The 17,284-nt window shown below is 72.9% G+C and carries 14 protein-coding genes and 2 pseudogenes; 9 read left to right on the top strand and 7 right to left on the bottom strand.

All coding sequences use genetic code 11. From position 1 onward, the window contains the following. Positions 1 to 2: 2 nt before the first annotated feature. The 3 genes and pseudogenes from OHQ87_RS20960 to OHQ87_RS20955 form a co-directional block, all read right to left on the bottom strand. The gene (locus OHQ87_RS20960) at positions 3 to 1,283 is read right to left on the bottom strand and encodes a VWA domain-containing protein (protein WP_328340328.1); all 1,281 of its coding nucleotides are present in this window, start codon (positions 1,281 to 1,283) and stop codon (positions 3 to 5) included. A gap of 1,199 nt (positions 1,284 to 2,482) precedes the next feature. Continuing rightward, positions 2,483 to 2,758, bottom strand: a pseudogene (locus tag OHQ87_RS31430) (hypothetical protein); the annotation flags it as partial. A gap of 54 nt (positions 2,759 to 2,812) precedes the next feature. Then, positions 2,813 to 4,360: pseudogene (locus OHQ87_RS20955) on the bottom strand (dolichyl-phosphate-mannose--protein mannosyltransferase); the annotation flags it as partial. 92 nt (positions 4,361 to 4,452) lie between these two features. Here OHQ87_RS20955 and rsmI point away from each other — a divergent pair. Then, a complete protein-coding gene (rsmI, locus tag OHQ87_RS20950; RefSeq protein WP_442930581.1) occupies positions 4,453 to 5,292 on the top strand; it encodes a 16S rRNA (cytidine(1402)-2'-O)-methyltransferase in 840 nt (279 codons plus the stop codon). Between the two features lie 77 nt (positions 5,293 to 5,369). On the opposite strand, the gene OHQ87_RS20945 is transcribed toward rsmI, so the two are convergent. Beyond that, positions 5,370 to 6,236, bottom strand: a complete 867-nt coding sequence (locus OHQ87_RS20945) for a hypothetical protein (RefSeq protein WP_442930580.1) — start codon at positions 6,234 to 6,236, stop codon at positions 5,370 to 5,372. Between the two features lie 144 nt (positions 6,237 to 6,380). Here OHQ87_RS20945 and metG point away from each other — a divergent pair, with 144 nt between their 5' ends. Continuing rightward, entirely contained in the window at positions 6,381 to 8,183 is a 1,803-nt protein-coding gene (metG, locus tag OHQ87_RS20940) for a methionine--tRNA ligase (protein ID WP_328340320.1), read from the top strand. Between the two features lie 50 nt (positions 8,184 to 8,233). Here the strand turns inward: metG and OHQ87_RS20935 are convergent, their stop codons facing one another. Continuing rightward, the gene (locus OHQ87_RS20935) at positions 8,234 to 9,085 is read right to left on the bottom strand and encodes an alpha/beta fold hydrolase (protein ID WP_328340318.1); all 852 of its coding nucleotides are present in this window, start codon (positions 9,083 to 9,085) and stop codon (positions 8,234 to 8,236) included. A 65-nt stretch (positions 9,086 to 9,150) separates the two neighbouring features. Next, entirely contained in the window at positions 9,151 to 10,395 is a 1,245-nt protein-coding gene (locus OHQ87_RS20930) for a hypothetical protein (protein ID WP_328340316.1), read from the bottom strand. An 82-nt stretch (positions 10,396 to 10,477) separates the two neighbouring features. On the opposite strand from OHQ87_RS20930, the gene OHQ87_RS20925 reads away from it, so the two are divergent. The 7 genes from OHQ87_RS20925 to OHQ87_RS20895 all read left to right on the top strand — a co-directional run bounded on the left by OHQ87_RS20925 (position 10,478) and on the right by OHQ87_RS20895 (position 16,417). Beyond that, positions 10,478 to 11,377 carry a TatD family hydrolase gene (locus OHQ87_RS20925; RefSeq protein WP_328348937.1) on the top strand — a complete coding sequence of 300 codons (900 nt, stop codon included), beginning with the start codon at positions 10,478 to 10,480 and terminating at the stop codon, positions 11,375 to 11,377. Between the two features lie 32 nt (positions 11,378 to 11,409). Next, complete coding sequence (gene rsmA, locus OHQ87_RS20920) at positions 11,410 to 12,282, top strand: 16S rRNA (adenine(1518)-N(6)/adenine(1519)-N(6))-dimethyltransferase RsmA (RefSeq protein ID WP_328340314.1); 873 nt, start codon at positions 11,410 to 11,412, stop codon at positions 12,280 to 12,282. Between the two features lie 9 nt (positions 12,283 to 12,291). Continuing rightward, complete coding sequence (locus tag OHQ87_RS20915) at positions 12,292 to 12,432, top strand: hypothetical protein (RefSeq protein ID WP_328340312.1); 141 nt, start codon at positions 12,292 to 12,294, stop codon at positions 12,430 to 12,432. Further along, a complete protein-coding gene (locus tag OHQ87_RS20910) occupies positions 12,429 to 13,382 on the top strand; it encodes a 4-(cytidine 5'-diphospho)-2-C-methyl-D-erythritol kinase (protein ID WP_328340310.1) in 954 nt (317 codons plus the stop codon). Before OHQ87_RS20915 ends, OHQ87_RS20910 begins: the two co-directional genes overlap by 4 nt. 103 nt (positions 13,383 to 13,485) lie before the next feature. After that, the gene (locus OHQ87_RS20905; RefSeq protein WP_328340308.1) at positions 13,486 to 15,288 is read left to right on the top strand and encodes an ABC-F family ATP-binding cassette domain-containing protein; all 1,803 of its coding nucleotides are present in this window, start codon (positions 13,486 to 13,488) and stop codon (positions 15,286 to 15,288) included. 89 nt (positions 15,289 to 15,377) lie between these two features. Continuing rightward, positions 15,378 to 15,833, top strand: a complete 456-nt coding sequence (locus OHQ87_RS20900) for a DUF4383 domain-containing protein (protein WP_328340306.1) — start codon at positions 15,378 to 15,380, stop codon at positions 15,831 to 15,833. Positions 15,834 to 15,940: 107 nt separating this feature from the next. Further along, a complete protein-coding gene (locus OHQ87_RS20895) occupies positions 15,941 to 16,417 on the top strand; it encodes a DUF4383 domain-containing protein (protein WP_328340305.1) in 477 nt (158 codons plus the stop codon). Positions 16,418 to 16,454: 37 nt separating this feature from the next. Here the strand turns inward: OHQ87_RS20895 and OHQ87_RS20890 are convergent, their stop codons facing one another. Beyond that, positions 16,455 to 17,147 (bottom strand): TetR/AcrR family transcriptional regulator, encoded by a 693-nt coding sequence (locus tag OHQ87_RS20890; protein ID WP_328348936.1) that lies wholly within the window; start codon positions 17,145 to 17,147, stop codon positions 16,455 to 16,457. Between the last annotated feature and the right edge of the window lie 137 nt (positions 17,148 to 17,284).

The following is a 17,284-nucleotide window of genomic DNA, read 5'->3' as shown; positions in this document are numbered from 1 at the left end:
CGTCAGTTCGTCCTCCACGTCGCCACCCACCAGCGGGTGAGCAGCCCGACGACCAGACCCGTGAGCAGCCCGGCCAGGGTGAGCAGGAGCAGCAGCACCCAGCCGCGGCCCAGGTCCGGCGCGGCCGGGGCGGGTGAGGAGTCGACCACGTCGATGGTCAGCTCGACCGGCATGCCCGGCTCGGCCCGGGTCCCCGGACGGGGGGCGAAGGCGTTGCTGACCACCAGGCAGACCGTGGTGGCCGGCACCGGCGCGTCGGTGGCCGACGGAGTGGGTGTCGCACCGTCCGCCGTCCCCGACCAGCGCAACCCCGCCGACACCACGTCGGTACGACCGCTGCCGGCGTCGACACCCCGGACGAGTTCCCGGCCGTCGGTGGCGGTGGCCCGCAGCAGTACCGCGTGGTCGGGGTTCACCGGCCGGTCCAACGCCACGCTGACCGAGGCCCGCAACTCCTGCCCCGGCCGGACGGGCACCCGGTACCAGCGGTGCTCGGAGAACGCCTCCCGGTCGGCGTAGACACCGGGGGCGAGCAACGGCGCGCCTGCGCAGTCCGTCCGGCCGGTCACCACGGTCGGGGCGGCGGTGTAGGTCTCCTTGGCCCGGTCGACGAGCTGCTTGATCCGGCCGGTCAGTTCGTCGGCGCTCTGTGCCGCCGTGTAGGTGCCGCCGGTCGCGGTGGCGATGCAGAGCAGCTGCCTGCGGACCTTGGCGTCCGGGGCCAGGCCGAGCGTGTCGACCACCAGCTTGGTGCCCTGGGCGGCCAGCTCGCGGGCCACCTCGCACGGGTCGGGCGGGGCGCAGGTGTCCTCGCCGTCGGTGATCAGCACGATCCGGCGGGCGGTCGTGCCGGTGCCGAGATCCCGGGCGGCGGAGCGCAGGGCCAGTCCGACCGGGGTGAAGCCGGTCGGCCGCAGCGTCGCCACCGCCGCCTTGGCCGCGGTACGGTCCACCGGCCCGACCGGCACGATCTGCTGGGTGTCCAGGCAGCCCTGTTTCTTGTCCTTGCCCCGATAGGTCGCGCCGAGCACCCGGATGCCGAGCTGGGTCTCCTGGGGCAGCGCGTCGACCACCTCGTTGAACGCCTGCTGGGCGACCGAGATCCGGCTGCGTCCGTCGATGTCGTTGGCCCGCATCGAGCCGCTCACGTCGAGCACCAGCTCGACCTTGGGCGGCTCGGCGGGCTCCTCGTCATCGGCGTGGGCCGGTGCGGGGCCGGTCAGCGCCGTCGCCGCCAACACTCCGATCAGGACGGCCGTCGATCGTCGTCTCGTGTTGATCACCGGGCGAAGTGTAGTGAGATCCACTATGGAGGTCCGCCCGGGATCGCCACGGGTGCGAGATGCCGGATCGCCGGGCAGTCGGGGTGGGCAGGATTCCGGGCAGCCGCCCCGGCCGAGCGGTCGATGTGGGGCGCTCGGTCGAAGGTGGATGACTGTCCGTTAGATGCTATATGTAAAGCATTTGCCGCACGATGCATCGGTCGGAAATCTGACTCAAGTCGACCCGTTGTGCCCTTGGCGCAACGTGGTTAAGCTCTAACTTGCGCGCCCCAATCGCCCGCTTCCCCCGTGGCAGGCGATCGGGGCGCGCCCTTCTGCCGTGATTCTGCCGGATCCACTCGTGGAACATCTCCCGCGCTTCCGATCTCGGCTGCCCGTGCCCGTGCGGATTGGGCCGCGACAACGATCGATCCTCGCTGGCGGCGGTGATGTGGCGGCGGTGATGTCCGGAGTGCTCCTGTAGAGCTGATGACGAAAACGAATCAGCCATCCCGCCTCCGTGCGGCCGACAGCGAGCCCCTCGTCCCCCCACCTCCCCGGTTCCCCGTGCCCCGACCGGGTCGACCCGTGTCGCCGGTCCGATCCCGGTTCCCCGTGCCCCGGCCGGGCCGACCCGTGTCGCCGGTATCCGCCGCAGGCTCCCCGCCTCGCCCGCCTCGCCCGTTCCTCTGCCGCCCCCACCCACCCGACGACGTGGTTCCACCTCGTGCCGGGCGTTCCCCATGGTCGATCATGGAGTTGTGGTGCTTCCAAAGGGTCTGAAAAGGTGCTGAACGACCACCACTACTCCATGATCGACGGCCGCTGGTGGTTCGGCGGATATGGGGTCTGGGTGGCGTGGTTGTTCGATGCGGCAGGGGGTCGGGCGCTCCGGGTGCGATGACTGGGGGGTGATTCGTTGACGTCATCAGCTCTGTAGCGAGTGCATGGGGGAACGGTCGCGTGCGTTCGCTGGCGGGCGACCTGCGACGAGACCGGTGAGGGTTGGCCGGCTTCCGATCCGGTTCGACAGCTCTCTTCTGGCATCCCGGTGGTACCGGGCTGCATCCCGGCGGGGCGGACGCGACGGACGGTGGTGGGCGGGTCAGGCTGACGGTTCGCGGCGATAAGGCGGTGGGCGGTAGGGCGGTGAGGCGGTGAGGCGGTGAGGCGGTGAGGCGGTGGGGCGGTGAGGCGGTGAGGCGGTGGGGCGAAGTCGGTCAGATCCAGCGGCCGTCCAGCCACATCCGGGCCGACCAGTCGTCGTACGGCAGGAGATTGCCCACGAAGATCGGATAGAAGTACGCGAAACAGAGCGCCACCAGCAGCACGTAGGCCCCGACGATGACCCCGCCGATCAGTCGCCGGTCGGCGATCTCCTCGGCGGTCGCCGCGTCGGCCTCCGCGACCATGACCGTGATGTTCGGCTCGACCGGTTCGCGGCTGCCCGACGTCGGGTCGTCCGGCCTGGGGTCGTCCGCTGCAGGACTGCCCGACGCGGGACTCTCCGACGCAGGGTTGTCCGACGCAGGGTTGCCGGGGGCAGGGTTGCCGGGGGCAGGGCTGCCGAGGGCGGGGTCGCCGGGGCCGGAGTTGGCCGGGGTGGCTCGGGCGGTGGTGGTGGGGGTGGCGATCGCACCGAGCACGTAGACCACCGCCAACACCAGGAACGGCAGCGCCGGGGCGGCGTAGAAGGAGAACATCGTCCGGCCGTCGAGGGCGTACCAGAACCAGGGCAGGAGACCGGCGGCAACGGCCACCAGGAACGCCCCGGCCCGCCAGTCCCGCCGCGCTATGCCGAGCCAGAGGGTGGCGGCCAGGGCCGGCAGGAACGACCACCAGAGCAGCGGCGTGCCCAGCAGCAGGATCTCCGACGCGCAGGTCGGTGCGCCGCACGCGCCGTCGCCGGACCAGTGGAACGCCACCGGCCGGCCCAGCAGCAACCACTGCCAGGGCCACGACTGGTACTTGTGCGCGGTCTCCAGGCCGGTATGGAACTCGAACGCCGCCTTGTGGTACTGGAACAGGTTGGTCAGCGCGCCGATGACCGGGGTGTCACTGAGCCCCGGGAGGTTCGGGTACCGGGCCGCGAGCCGGTAGTAGCCGTCGTCGGAGAGCAGCCAACCCGACCAGGTCAGCAGGTAGGTCCCGACCACCAGCAGCCCGGCGAGCACCAGCCAGGGCAGCTCGTCGAGGAGCGCGTCGCGCCACGGTCGGCGGACCCCGACCGACCGGCGCAGACCGACCTCCCAGAGCAGGGCCAGCAGCCCGAAGGCCGGCACGAAGTAGATCCCGCTCCATTTCACGGCGCACGCGCAGCCGAGCAGCACCCCGGCGAGCAGCCGCCACCAGGGCCAGTTCCGCCAGCCACCGGCGGGGCGACCGGCCCGGCCGGCGACGGTCGGGTCGAGGCCCTCGTCGAGGGCGCGGGCCCAGCGTCGGCGGCGGGCGTCCCGGTCGAGCACCAGCGCGCCGAAGGCGGCCAGTATGAACAGCGGCAGGAAGATGTCGAGCAGCGCGGTGCGGGAGAGCACCAGGTGGAAGCCGTCCAGGGCGAGCAACAGGCCGGCGGCGCAGCCGAGCGTGGTGGAGCGGAACATCCGGCGGGCGATCCGGGTCAGCATCAGCACCGTGAGGATGCCGGCCACCGCCGAGCTGATCCGCCAGCCGAACTCCGGGGCGGTGGTCATCAGGTGGCCCGGCACGGAGATGTTGGTCTCCGCGTCCTGGTAGCCGAAGGCCCACTCGCCGAGCCCGATCAGCCACTTGCCCAGCGGCGGGTGGACCACGTACGACGGACCGTTGTCCTTGTAGTTCCACTCGACGCCCTTGTCGATCAGGCCGTAGCCGTCCCGGGCGTAGTAGATCTCGTCGAAGATCTTGCCCTTCGGGCTACTCAGCCCGAGCAGGCGCAGGACGGCGGCGATCGCCACCACCACGGCGGTGGCGATCCACGAGTTCACGTCCAGCCGGGTCTCGACGGTGGCGAGCCGGCGACGGACGATCGCCGGCACGCCACCTCCGCCGCCCTCGGGAGGGGGTGCCTCCGGGTCGGTCCGGTCCGCGCTCGCACTCTGTGCTGTCGACGCACTCGTCACCCGGCGATCGTAGGCTGCGGAGGTGCCCGGTGGCGCCCGTCGTCCCCGAGATTGGTACGACTATCGATGAAGGAGCACGCCTCGTGGGCGAAATGTCCGAAGTTGGACGCCTGATTCTGCTCGGTGCGCCGCTGGGCAACCCGGCCGACGCGTCCACCCGGCTCCGCGAGGCCCTCGCCACCGCCGACGTGGTCGCCGCCGAGGACACCCGCCGGCTCGCCCGGCTCGCCCGCGACCTCGACGTCACCGTCGGCGGGCGGATCGTGTCCTACTTCGAGGGCAACGAGGAACGGCGTACCCCCGAACTGGTCGACGTGCTCCGCGAGGGCTACCTGGTCGCGCTGGTCACCGACGGCGGTATGCCCAGCGTCTCCGACCCGGGATACCGGCTGGTCACCGCCGCGCTCGACGCCGGCGTGCCGGTCACCGCCGCACCCGGCCCGAGCGCCGTCACCACCGCCCTGGCCCTGTCCGGGCTGCCCTGCGACCGGTTCTGCTTCGAGGGCTTCCTGCCCCGTTCGCCCGGCGGCCGGCGGGCCCGGCTCCGGGCGCTGGCCGACGAACCGCGCACCCTGGTCCTCTTCGAGGCCCCGCACCGGATCGCCGCCGCACTGGCCGACCTGGCCGCCGCGTTCGGTGCCGACCGGCCCGCCGCGCTCTGCCGGGAACTGACCAAGACGTACGAGGAGGTCGTCCGTCGACCGCTCGGCGAACTGGCCGACTGGGCGGCCCGGGGCGAACCGCGCGGCGAGATCACCCTGGTCGTCGCGGGGGCGCCGGAGGCACCCGCCGAGCGTCCCGACGACGACACGCTGCGGGCCCAGGTGGCCGACCGGGAGGCCGCCGGGATGTCCCGCCGGGACGCTATCAGCGAGGTGGCCACCGGGTACGGGCTGCGCCGCCGGGACGTCTACACCGTCGTGCACCGCTGAGCCGTGGTACGCGCGGTGGCATGGCCGCGCGTGCGGCCCGTGCCGGTGGACCGCGAAGCGCGTCGGTCGGCCCCGGCTCACCAGGCGGCGACGAGGAAGCCCAGGGTGATCAGCGCCGGCCCGGCGTACCCGCCGCCGGTCGCCCAGCGGCGCTGTCTGGGGTCGGCCAGCAGGGTCGCCCCGGTCCACCGGACGATCCCCGCCCCGCAGCCGGCCACCGCCAGCAGGCCGAGCAGCCAGCGCAGATGCCGGCCCACCCCGGTGTCCACGTACGCGGTCTCCGCGCGCGCTCCGGTCACCCGCGCCGGCAGCACCGTGCCGGTGGCGGTGCGTTCGGCCGGCACTCCGCTGACCCGTACCCCGTGGGTCAGGAACCGGTCGCCGTCGGCGGCGAAGATACCCCGGCAGCGCTGGGTGAGCCCGCCACCCGAACAGTCGGTGATCATCACCGTCCCCGCCGTGGAGTGCCCGACCGCCAGCCAGAGCGGCCCCGCGCTCACCCAGGCGAAGAACGTCGCCACCAGGCTCAACGTCAGCAGCACGGCGAGTCCCCGGACCGGGTCCGGCGGATGGGCGACGCGGGCCGGACGACGTCGGCGCGGTACGCGGAGCCGCTGCTTCGGCTCCTTGCGCAACGGGGTGCCGTCCCAGTGCACCTGCTCGATCGGTGCCCAGAAGAAGGCGTCGTCGTCCTGCGGGGTACCCCCGGGCGGGCGGTGGCTGCGCGGCTGGCGTACCGGAACCCGCTGTGGCACCGCGTCGACCGGTGCCCCGGTGGTCGGCTCGACCTCGACTGTCGCCTCGGCGGGCCCGGGGCCGGGTCGTCGCTGCGGGGCGACGGCGGCCCCGCGCGGCCCCGGGCCGTCCCCGGGACCCGGGCGCGGTCGCCGGGTGCCCGCCGCCGACTCGTCGTGCCCCGATCGTCCGCCCGTCACGACAGCCATTGGACACCGGGTCGCCCTCGGTGCCGGTGAGCTGACTCCGCGTGTCGGCCGACAATTCGGGTGTACGGCGGATTTCCGTCGGCGCGGTGTGCTCCCCCCTATTGGTTCGCGGGCACCCCGCGCGGGTCACTAGGCTTGCTGGTCATGAGTCACGTTCTCGCCGCGGTCGCCTGGCCCTACGCCAACGGTCCGCGCCACATCGGCCACGTGTCCGGCTTCGGCGTTCCCTCCGACGTCTTCGCCCGGTACATGCGGATGGCCGGCCACGACGTGCTCATGGTCTCCGGCACCGACGAGCACGGCACCCCGATCCAGGTGCAGGCCGACGCCGAGGGGGTCACCCCGCGCGAGCTGGCCGACCGGTACAACCGGGTGATCGCCGAGGACCTGTTGGCGCTGGGCCTGTCCTACGACCTGTTCACCCGGACCACCACCCGCAACCACTACGCGGTGGTGCAGGAGCTGTTCACCGGGCTGCACCGCAACGGCTACATCGTCCCGAAGGTCACCACCGGGGCGATCTCACCGTCCACCGGGCGGACCCTGCCCGACCGCTACATCGAGGGCACCTGCCCGATCTGCGGCTACGACAGTGCCCGGGGCGACCAGTGCGACAACTGCGGCAACCAGCTCGACCCGATCGACCTGATCGACCCGAAGTCCAAGATCAACGGTGAGACGCCGGAGTTCGTGGAGACCGAGCACTTCTTCCTCGACCTCCCCGCCCTCGCCGACGCGCTGCGCCAGTGGCTGGACACCCGGGAGGGCTGGCGGCCCAACGTGCTGCGTTTCTCCCGCAACCTGCTCGACGACCTCCAGCCCCGGGCCATCACCCGGGACCTGGAATGGGGTGTGCCGATCCCGCTGGAGGGCTGGCAGGACCGGGGCGACAAGCGGATCTACGTCTGGTTCGACGCGGTGATCGGCTACCTGTCCGCGTCCATCGAGTGGGCCCGGCGCACCGGCGACCCGGAGGCGTGGCGCAGGTGGTGGTCGGCCGACGGGGAGGGCAAGGACGCCCCGGCCTACTACTTCATGGGCAAGGACAACATCGTCTTCCACTCGGTGATCTGGCCGGCGCTGCTCGGCGGCTACTCCGGGGCGGGCAGCCGCGACGGTCAGCCCGGCGAGCTGGGCCGGCTCAACCTCCCCACCGAGGTGGTCTCCAGCGAGTACCTGACCATGGAGGGGCGCAAGTTCTCCTCGTCCCGCAAGGTCGTCATCTACGTCCGCGACTTCCTGGCCCGCTACGACGCCGACGCGCTGCGCTACTTCATCGCCGTCGCCGGGCCGGAGAGCAACGACACCGACTTCACCTGGGCCGAGTTCCTCCGCCGCAACAACGACGAACTCGTCGCCGGCTGGGGCAACCTGGTCAACCGCTCGGTCTCCATGGCGGCCAAGAACTTCGGCGCGATCCCGCCGGTCGACCCGGCCGGGCTCACCGAGGCCGACGAGGCGCTGCTCGCGGTGGCCCGCGCCGGGTTCGCCACGGTCGGCGACCTGATCGCCCGGCACCGGCAGAAGCAGGCCATCGGCGAGGCGATGAAGGTCGTCGCCGAGGCCAACCGGTACCTGTCCGAGCAGGCCCCCTGGAAGCTCAAGTCCGAGGCCGACAAGCCCCGGATGGGCACCATCCTGCACGTCGCCCTCCAGGTGATCAGCGACGCCAACACCCTGCTCACCCCGTTCCTGCCGCACTCCGCCCAGCAGATCCACGAGTTGCTCGGCGGCACCGGGGTGCACGCCCCGATGCCGGTGCTCGAAGAGGTCGACGACCTCGACGGCGGGCCCGGCTACCCGGTGCTCACCGGGGACTACACGGTCGGCGCGCGCTGGGAGTCCGTACCGTTGCAGGCCGGTCGGCCGCTGGCCGCGCCCAAGCCGGTCTTCCGCAAGCTCGACCCGTCGATCGTCGACGAGGAACTGGCCCGGCTGGAAGGCTGACCGGCCCGCGACGGCCCCGGGGGTTCCCCCGGGGCCGGGTCGGCGGTACGTCAGGCGCGGGCCATCGACGGTGCGCCGATGAACTCCATGAGCGCCTTGTTCACCTCGGCCGGGTGGGTCCACGGAATGCCGTGCGGCGCACCCTTCAGGGTGACCAGCTTGCCGTTGGGCAGCATCGGCGCCAACCGCTGACCCGTCTTCGGGTACGGCAGCACGTTGTCCTTGTCGCCCTGGATGATCAGCACCGGGACGTCGATGTTCGGCACGTCGCCCCGGAAATCGGTCTGCCAGGCGTCCACCGAGTCGTGGGTGCCCTTGGCCGACGCCTGCGCGCCGATCTGCCAGTGCGCCCGGTACGCCTCCTCGCTGACCCATTTGCCCTTGTTCTCGCTGTAGTTGAAGAACGTGTCGCAGAACTGGGTCAGGTAGGCGAACCGGTCCGCGACGATCGCCTGCTGGAACCCGTCGAAGAGGCTCTTCTCGACGCCCTCCGGGTTGTCCTTCGTCTGCAACAGGTACGGCGCCAGCGGCGCCATCAGCACCGCCCGGTCCACCCGGTTCGACCCGTACGCGCCGAGGTAGCGGGTCACCTCGCCGGTGCCCATCGAGTGGCCCACCAGGATCGCGTTGCGCAGGTCCAACTCGGTCATCAGCACGTCGAGGTCGGCGGCGAAGGTGTCGTAGTCGTACCCCATCGCCGGCTGGGCCGAGCTGCCGAAGCCCCGCCGGTCGTAAGTGATCACCCGGTACCCGGCCGCGAGCAGCGGACCGGACATCTTCTCCCAGGTCGCCCCGTTGAACGGGAAGCCGTGGATCAGCACGATCGGCTGACCCTGCCCGTGATCCTCGTAGTAAAGGTCGATAGGGGCGGAATTCTCCGTACCCACGGTGATGAAGGGCATGATCTTCTCCTGATCCGTCGGTGTCGGACCCGCCGCGCTTTCCCCGGCCGACCACCGTTATGCCCTCAGTGCGCGTACGGCAGATCCACCACCCGGTCGTCGGTCACCTCGACGGCCGGCGCCCACGTCTCGTACACGCCCCGTTCGTGGCACTGCGCCCCGGTGTCGCGCACCGCGTCCGGATCGGGGCGACACAGCCGCAGCCGCAACCAGCCACCCTCCTCCCGGAGCACCAGGCAGGGCACGCCCCGCCACCGGGCGTACCGCAGCCGCCGGGCCACCTGGTCCACCGGATACCGGGCCGCCCGGGTCATCGCCAGCACCCGGAACCCGCCCGGCAGGTCCGCCACCGCCTCGTACTCGTCGCCCGCGTACCCGCCGACGAGCTGGGTGGAGCGCGGCACCTCGCCGGTCGGCACGTACTCCTGGTCGGGGGAGAGCCCCGGCACCGCGGCCAGCAGGTGCCGCCACTGCGGCCCCACCATCCGCAGCCAGCCACGCTGCTCCGCCTGGTAGCTGTAGAGCACCACCTCGGCACCCTCGGCGGTGTACGCCAGCAGGCTGGCGTTGGCCGGCATCGGCAGGTCGGCGAAGTCCCGGGTGACGAACTCGGGGATCAGCTGCGCCGAGCTCGGCACGAACCCGGTGCCCAGCACCGGTGGACCGAGCCGGTCGTGCGGCGGCAACCCCAGCAGGCCACGGTGTGCCTCGCCGACCGGGACGTCGTAGTCGCCCGGGTCGGCGGCCCGCCAGCGCAGCGCGTACCCGATCTCGCTGCCGTCGCCGCTGGTGCCGTCGCCGCGCAGCACCGCCAGCGCGGCAGGTGTCCGCAGGTGTGCCACGTCGTGCTCGCGGTAGCAGAAACCGTGCGGCAACCAACCCCGCACGTACCCGGCGAGCTGCCGGGCGGAGAGCACCTTGACCATCCGGGTGCCGCGGCGCAGCACCGCCGACCCGCGCACGGCGGCCAGCGTCGGGTCGCCGGCCGCCGTCGGCTGCTGGCTGAGCCGGTGCACGTACGACCAGCCCCGGTCGCGGTGCACCGGCATCAGCAGCGCCGCCTCCGGCTCCTCCACCGGCTCGCCGGCCCCCCGGACCTCGGTGACCTCGGTCACGTGCACGAACCGCCGCCACGGCCAGGCCGAGCCCGGTCGGGGCGCCCACTCGAAACCGGTCGCCGCCTCGGCACTGAACAGCTCGTAGGCCGCGCCCCGGGCCAACTCCTCCGCCGGATGGACCACCCCGCCGTACGTCACACGCAACCCGGTCCGCGCGGAGGCGGCGTCGCTGGCCCGGTCGGTGACACTCATCCCGGCGAGGGTAAGCCGGCCAGGTGCCGGCCCGGTGAACAGCCGGTGGCGTCCGGGGGACGCGCCGCAGCCCGGGTGTGTGATGCTGGCCGCGATGACCGAGCCGACCGAAACCCGCAAGCAGCGCGCCGCCCGCCGGGCCGGCGAGTTCCCGCCCGCCCCGCCGCCGCTGCCCCGTCCCGTGCTGGACAGCCACACCCACCTCGACATCACCGTCGCCGAGGCCGGGGCGCCCGGCGGGGGCGACCCCGCCGACCCGGTGGCCGCCGCGGTCGAGGTGGCCGCCGCCGTCGGCGTGGACCGGCTGGTGCAGGTCGGGGTGGACGTCGAATCGTCCCGCTGGGGGGCCGACGTCGCCGACCGGTATCCGGCGGTGCTCGCCACCGTGGCGCTGCACCCCAACGAGGCCCCCCGGCTGACCGACCTGGACGCCGCGCTGCGCGAGATCGAGACGCTTGCCGCCCGGGACCGGGTCCGGGGCGTCGGTGAGACCGGCATGGACTTCTTCCGCACCGGCGACGACGGCCGGGCCGCCCAGGAGGAGAGCTTCCGGGCCCACATCGCCATCGCCAAGCGGTACGGCAAGGCCCTGGTCATCCACGACCGGGACGCCCACGCCGACGTGCTGCGGATCCTCGACGACGAGGGCGCCCCGGACACGGTGGTGCTGCACTGCTTCTCCGGCGACGCCGACTTCGCCCGCGAGTGCGTCCGCCGGGGCCACCTGCTCAGCTTCGCCGGCACGGTCACCTTCGGCAGCGCCACCGGGCTGCGGGAGGCCGCCGCGCTCACCCCGATCGACCAGCTCCTGGTGGAGACCGACGCGCCGTACCTGACCCCGATGCCGCACCGGGGCCGGCCCAACGCGTCGTACCTGATCCCGCTGACGGTGCGGTCACTCGCCGAGACCACCGGGGCCGACCTCGACGAGCTGTGCGCGGCCATCTCCGCCACCGGGGACCGGGCCTTCGGCCCGTGGTGAACGCCCCGGCACCCGCGACTACGCTTCGGGGCGTGACCGGCCTGCTCGGCCCGGCGGAGATCCGGGAACTCGCCGCGCGCCTCGACGTCAACCCGACCAAGAAGCTCGGCCAGAACTTCGTGCACGACCCGAACACCGTCCGCCGGATCGTCACCGCCGCCGGGCTCACCCCCGACGACGTGGCACTGGAGGTCGGCCCCGGCCTCGGCTCGCTCACCCTGGCCCTGCTGCCGGCCGCCGCCCACCTGCACGCGGTGGAGATCGACCCGGTGCTGGCCGGCGCGCTGCCGCGGACCGCCGCCGCGCACGCCGGCCCGGACGCCGCCGCCCGGCTCACCGTGCACCGGGCCGACGCGCTGCGGATCACCGCGGCCGAACTGGCCGACCCGCCGCCCACCGCGCTGGTGGCGAACCTGCCCTACAACGTCGCCGTCCCGGTGGTGCTGCACCTGCTCGCCGAGCTGCCCAGCCTGCGGCACGGCCTGGTGATGGTGCAGAAGGAGGTCGCCGACCGGTTGGTCGCCGGCCCCGGCTCCAAGGTGTACGGCATCCCGTCGGTCAAGCTCGCCTGGTACGCCCGGTCCCGGGCCGCCGGCCGGGTGCCACCGAACGTGTTCTGGCCGGTGCCGAACGTCGACTCCGGCCTGGTCGCCTTCACCCGCCGCGAACCACCCCGCGACGACGTACCCCGGCGGGCCGTCTTCGCCGTGGTCGACGCGGCGTTCGCCCAGCGGCGCAAGACGTTGCGGGCCGCGCTGGCCGGCTGGGCGGGTGGCCCGGACCGGGCCGCCGCGGCGCTCACCGCCGCCGGGGTGGATCCCGGTGCACGGGGGGAGTCACTCACCGTGGAGCAGTTCGCCGCGATCGCCGCGTCGGCCCCGACGGCGACGCCCGACGCACAGTAGGCTGACGCCGTGCCCGCCGAGGGGTGCGCCGCAGCCGCGCGTACGACCTGGTTGCCGGCCGGCACGTCGCCGGCCGCCGACTCCGCCGAGGAGCTGATCGTGGAGATGCCGTCCGACACCCGCACCTGCCCGCGGGGCGTCACCCGGTGACCGAGGCCTGGCGACCGGAGGACGACGACCACCATCGGCGGGGCAGCAGCGGGCCGGTCCGGGTCCGGGTCCCCGCGAAGGTCAACCTGCACCTCGGGGTGGGACCGCTGCGCAGGGACGGCTACCACGAGCTGAACACCGTCTACCACGCGATCTCGATCTACGACGAGCTGACCGCCCGACGCGGCGACACGCTCACCCTGACCATGGAGGGCGAGGGCACCGGCGAGCTGGCCCTGGACGACTCCAACCTGGCCATCCGGGCTGCCCACGCCCTCGCCGGCTACGCCGGTGTGCCGCCGCACGCCCGGCTGCACCTGCGCAAGCAGATCCCGCTCGCCGGTGGGCTGGCCGGCGGCAGCGCCGACGCCGCCGCCGCGCTCGTCGCCTGCGACGCCCTGTGGGGCACCGGCCTGTCCCGCGACGAGTTGGCCGGGATCGCCGCCGACCTCGGTTCCGACGTGCCGTTCCTGATCCACGGGGGCACCGCGCTGGGCACCGGCCGGGGCGAGGCGGTCAGCCCGGTGCTGGCCCGCCCCACCTCCTGGCACTGGGTGGTGGCCGTCGCCGACGGCGGGCTGTCCACCCCCGCGGCCTACCGGGAGCTGGACCGGCTGCGCGACGCCGGCACCGCGGGTACGCCGCTGGGCAGCACCGACGGCCTGCTCGGCGCGCTGCGCCAACGCGACCCCCGGGTGCTGGCCGGCTGCCTCGGCAACGACCTCCAGGACGCCGCGCTGTCGATGCGTCCGGCCCTGGCCGACACCCTGAAGGCGGGAGAGGCCGCCGGGGCGCTCGCCGGCATCGTCTCCGGCTCCGGCCCGACCTGCGTATTCCTGGCCCGGGACGCCGCCGACGCGGAGCGGATCGGGGCCGAGGTGACGGCCGCCGGGGTCTGCCGGGAGACCCGGGTGGCCCACGGCCCGGTCGTCGGCGCCCGGATCGGCTGACCCGCGCCCCCCACCGGCGCCCTCGGGCCTCCGCGTACCCTTGCCCCAGGCGTCCCGAGGTGCCCGCCGGCACCGGGACGCCTTGATCATGGGAGGTGAGGTCGTGGCCAACATCGTCAACCTGGACCGGGTGTCCAAGGGGTACGGCGCCGCCGGGCCGCTGCTCACCGACGTCTCGCTCGGCCTCGACGACGCCGACCGGATCGGTGTGGTCGGCCTCAACGGCGCCGGCAAGTCCACCCTGCTGCGGATGCTCACCAAGCAGGAGGACCCCGACGACGGCCGGGTCACCCACCGCCGCGACCTGCGGGTGCTCTGGCTGCCGCAGGCCCTCACCCTGACCCCCGAGGCCACCGTCAGGGACGTGGTGCTCGGCACCGCCTGGCTCGGTGAGAGCATGGGCGCCGAACACGAGTGGGCCGGCGACGCCGGGGTGCGGGCCATCCTCGACGGCCTCGGCATGCCCCACCTCGGCCTCGACCAGCCGGTCGGCCCGATGTCCGGTGGCGAGCGCCGCCGGGTGGCGCTGGCCGCCCTGCTGGTTCGCGAGTCGGACCTGCTCATCCTCGACGAGCCCACCAACCATCTCGACGTCGGTGGCGTCGACTGGCTGGCGAAACACCTGGTCGGCCGCCGGGGTGCGCTCGTCGTGGTCACCCACGACCGGTGGTTCCTCGACGCGGTCTGCACCGCCACCTGGGAGGTCGCCGACCGGGCCGTCCGGGCCTACGAGGGCGGCTTCGCCGCCTGGATCCTGGCCCGCGCCGAGCGGGAACGGGTCGCCGCCGCCACCGAGGCCCGCCGGCAGAACCTGCTCCGCAAGGAGATCGCCTGGCTGCGGCGCGGCCCACCCGCCCGGACCTCCAAGCCGAAGTTCCGGATCGACGCGGCCAACGCGCTCATCGACGACGTGCCGCCGCCGCGCGACACCATGTCGTTGCAGCGGATGGCGACCGCCCGGCTCGGCAAGCAGGTGTACGACCTGGAGCACGTCCGGCTGCACGCCGGGCCGAAGGAGATCCTGCACGACACCACCTGGCAGGTCGGCCCCGGCGACCGGATCGCCATCCTCGGCCGCAACGGCGCCGGCAAGACCACCCTGCTGCGGCTGCTGGCCGGGATCACCCGCGCCGACGGCGGCCGGTTCCACACCGGGTCCACCGTCAAGCCGGCGTTCCTCTCCCAGGAACTCGCCGAACTCCCCGGCCACCTGCGCGTCCTGGAGGCCGTCGAGGAGGTCGCCCGCCGGGTGCAGCTCGGCGACCGGGAGATCTCCGCCGCCCAGCTCGCCGAGGTGTTCGGCTTCGACGACCGGCGGCTCTGGACCCCGGTCAGCGACCTCTCCGGTGGGGAACGTCGCCGGCTCCAGATGCTCCGGCTGCTCGCCGGGGAACCCAACGTGCTCCTCTTCGACGAGCCCACCAACGACCTGGACACCGACACCCTCGCCGCGTTGGAGGACCTGCTCGACTCCTGGCCCGGCACGATCATCGTGGCCAGTCACGACCGGTACCTGATCGAACGGGTCACCGACACCGCGTACGGGATGTTCGGCGACGGGCGGCTGGTGCACCTGCCCGGCGGGGTCGACGAGTACCTGACCCGCGCCGCCGGACCCGGCCCGGCCCGGACCGCGACCGGCCCCGCCGCCGCACCGGTCGCCCCGGCCGGTGGCGGGATGTCCGCCGCCGACGCCCGGCAGGCCCGCAAGGAGCTGACCCGGCTGGAACGGCAGATCGGCAAGCTCGACCAGAAGGAGGCCACCCTCCTCGGCCAGCTCGCCGCGCACGCCACCGACTACGCCAAGGTCGCCGAGCTCGACACGCAGCTCAAGGAGGTACGCGCCGAACGGGAGCGGACCGAGGAGACCTGGCTGACCCTGGCCGACGACATCCCGCCGTTGTAGACCCGGACCGCCCCCGTGTGCGGCGTCACACCCCGGGGTGCGGGACAATCGTCGGCGACCCTCACCCGAACGGCGTTGGAGACACAGTCATGGCCCATACCCCCGTCAACCACCCCGCGCGGCCGGTCTACCGGGCGATCGGCGGGCTCATCGGTCTCTACTTCGTGGTCTTCGGCGTGCTCGGCGTCATCGCCAGCGCCGGTAACGACTTCTTCGCCCAGGACGACACCAAGGTCCTCGGTCAGGGCACGAACCTCGGGTTCTCCGTGCTGTCCGCCCTGCTGGGGGTGGTCATCCTGGTCGGCACGGTGATCGGCCGCAACCTCGACGTGGCGATCAACCAGTGGCTGTCCTACCTCCTGATGGTGATCAGCCTGGCCGGTCTGGCCTTCATCCAGACCGACGCCAACGTGGTCAACTTCAGCATCCTCACGGTGATCGTGCTGATGACCCTCAGCCTCGTCCTGCTGATGGTCGGCATGTACGGCAAGGTCGGCACCGACGACGAGCAGGAAGCCTGGCAGAAGGCCCGCCTGGTGCTCTGACGCCGCTCCGACGCGGGCCGGGTGCGGTGGTGACCTGGCGTTTCGCCGACGCCGGACGGCATGACGGGAGACAATCGTCCCGGCATGTCGTCCGCGGAGGAGGGGCCATGGCGCACTTTCCGGTCAACCACCCGGCCCGCCCGCTGTACCGGGTCTTCGCCGGGCTCGTCGGGCTCTACATCCTGGTCTTCGGCGCACTCGGCGTCGTGCAGACCTGGGGCGAACCACTGTTCGACAGGGGCAGCCACTGGGCCCTGGGCCTGCGTACCAACCTGGCGTTCTCGTTGGTCTCGGTGGCCTTCGGGGTCGTCCTGATCGTCGGGGCGTCCCGGCGCGGCAACCTCGGTCACGTCATGAACCTCACCGCCGGGGTGGTCTTCATGGTCACCGGCATCGCCATGATGAGCGTGCTCCAGACCCGCGCCAACGTCCTCAACTTCTCGATGTCGACGGTGATCGTCTCGCTGCTGTTCGGGCTGCTGCTGCTCGCCACCGGCCTGTACGACAAGATCGGCACCGACGAGCACGCCGAACAGGAACGGGCCGGCCGGCTCCATCCGGCCCGCGAGGCCGGCGCCCGCTGACCCCGGGCGCCCGCTGCCCGCCGGTCCGGCCCGCCGCTCAACCGCGTTTGCGTACGGTGACCAACCCCGGCCTGGCCTCCAGGTGGGACAGTCCGTTCCAGGCCAGGTTCACCAGGTGCGCCGCCACCGTCTCCTTGCGCGGCTTGCGGACCTCCAGCCACCAGCGGCCGGTCAACGCCACCATCCCCACCAGCGCCTGCGAGTACAGCTCGGCCAGCTTCGGGTCGTAGCCCCGGCTGGAGAACTCGGCGCCCAGGATGTGTTCCACCTGGTGTCCCACGTCGTTCATCACGCTGCTGAAGTTGCCGGTCGCCGACATCAGCGGCGACTCCCGCACCAGCACCCGGAACCCGCTGGTCTCCTCCTCGATGTAGCCCAACAGCGCCAGCGCCGCCTGCTCCAGCAGCTCCCGGGGATGACCGGCGGTCAACGCCGTGCTGAGCCTGTCCAGCAGGGCCCGCACCTCGCGGTCGACGACCACCGCGTACAGGCCCTCCTTGCCGCCGAAGTGTTCGTATACCACCGGCTTGGAGACCCGGGCCCGCGCCGCCACCTCCTCGATCGAGGTCGCGTCGAAGCCCTTCTCGGCGAAGACCTGCCGACCGATCGCGATCAGTTGCTCGCGCCGCTGGGCGGCCGACATCCGTACCCGGGACGTCGGTTTCGCACCTGTCGTCGGTGCCGCCCGTCGTCGCGCACCGGTGTTCTCCCCGCCCGGGGCCTGCGCCATCTCGTCACCTCGCCGGCGCTCGGTGACGCCCTGTCGTGGAATGCTCCGGTCGTGCCCGCCTGTCTCGGTCACCCGGTCATCCTGCCAGGTGACCCGTCCGGGCACCGCCGGGTTCCGCGTGGCCGGACGGCTCGACT

It is taken from the genome of Micromonospora sp. NBC_00421 (assembly GCF_036017915.1).
In the GTDB taxonomy this organism is placed as follows: domain Bacteria; phylum Actinomycetota; class Actinomycetes; order Mycobacteriales; family Micromonosporaceae; genus Micromonospora.
Note: the sequence above shows the minus strand (reverse complement) of the source record. Positions and strands in the feature narration are given on the sequence as shown.